The sequence below is a fragment of the Vibrio lentus genome, assembly GCF_002875945.1.
Taxonomy (GTDB): Bacteria; Pseudomonadota; Gammaproteobacteria; order Enterobacterales; family Vibrionaceae; genus Vibrio; species Vibrio apostichopi.
Genome location: NZ_MCZK01000020.1, coordinates 1 through 1,028, shown reverse-complemented (window position 1 = coordinate 1,028; position 1,028 = coordinate 1). Strand labels below are relative to the sequence as shown.

General features: G+C 39.7%; 2 protein-coding genes. Both read left to right on the top strand.

The features are described from left to right. The coding region (locus tag BCT49_RS02045; protein ID WP_133151630.1) for an HlyD family efflux transporter periplasmic adaptor subunit at nt 1–631 on the top strand (631 nt) is incomplete at its 5' end. Next, nucleotides 628–1,028, top strand: a 401-nt coding sequence (locus tag BCT49_RS02040) for a cysteine peptidase family C39 domain-containing protein (protein WP_241908013.1), incomplete at its 3' end; no start/stop codon positions are given. The genes BCT49_RS02045 and BCT49_RS02040, both read left to right, overlap by 4 nt.

Here is a 1,028-nt window from a genome sequence, read left to right as displayed (position 1 = left end):
TGAATTACGCAACAAAGCCGATATTTCCTCAATATCATTAGAAATTAGCACCCTAAAATCAGATAAAATAGCCCTCCCTGATTTGAACACCCTTAAGCAAGTGGCAATACAGCGACAGATTTCAAAGCTCAAAGAACAGTTAATAGAGTTGGATAATCAATACGAATTTGTTAAAAATGCACCAGAATCCGGAGTAGTGACAGCAATTCAACCAACCGTTGGCACTCAAATAGACACAGATACCCCAATACTCAGTATTATTCCTGATAACTCACCTTTGGAAATCGAACTTCTACTCCCGACTCGTTCTGCTGGCTTTGTGCAATTGGGTGATTTAGTTAAGATAAGATTCCACGCTTTTCCTTATCAAAAATTTGGCTTGGCCCATGGGAAAGTAATCAATATTGATCAGGCTCTAATTTTGCCTACAGATACCATCCTCCCTGTTAAGATTGAAGAAGCTATCTATCGCGTGAGAGTGTCCCTAAATAAACAAGAAATATCCGCTTATGGTAAGTCCTTCCCTTTAAAGGTAGGCATGCTTGCTGACGCGGATATTATTTTAGAAAAGCGGACCTTACTTGAATGGTTGCTAGATCCTATTTATGCAATTAGAGGAAAGATAGGATGACAACATTACAAGACTTAAACCCATTAGATTTATTGTCGTTCTCTGGGAAAAAACGAGTACCATTAATCATGCAAGCAGAAGTTTCTGAATGTGGTTTAGCCTCGCTGGCAATGATTAGTTCTTATTACGGGGCTCGAAGCAATGTAGCTACCTTTCGAAAATTTCAGACTCTAAGTGCTCAAGGAATGAGTTTAAAGCAAATCATGGGGTTAGCTAACGAAACTGGCCTAATATCGAGAGCACTAAGGTGTGAGCTAAATGAGGTCGGGAACTTAAAGCTACCATGTATTTTGCATTGGGATTTAGATCATTTCGTAGTTCTCACTGGGATTTCTAACCAATGGTTTTATATAAATGACCCAGCCTTGGGTAAGCGCAAGGGCTCTTCTCCGCTTAG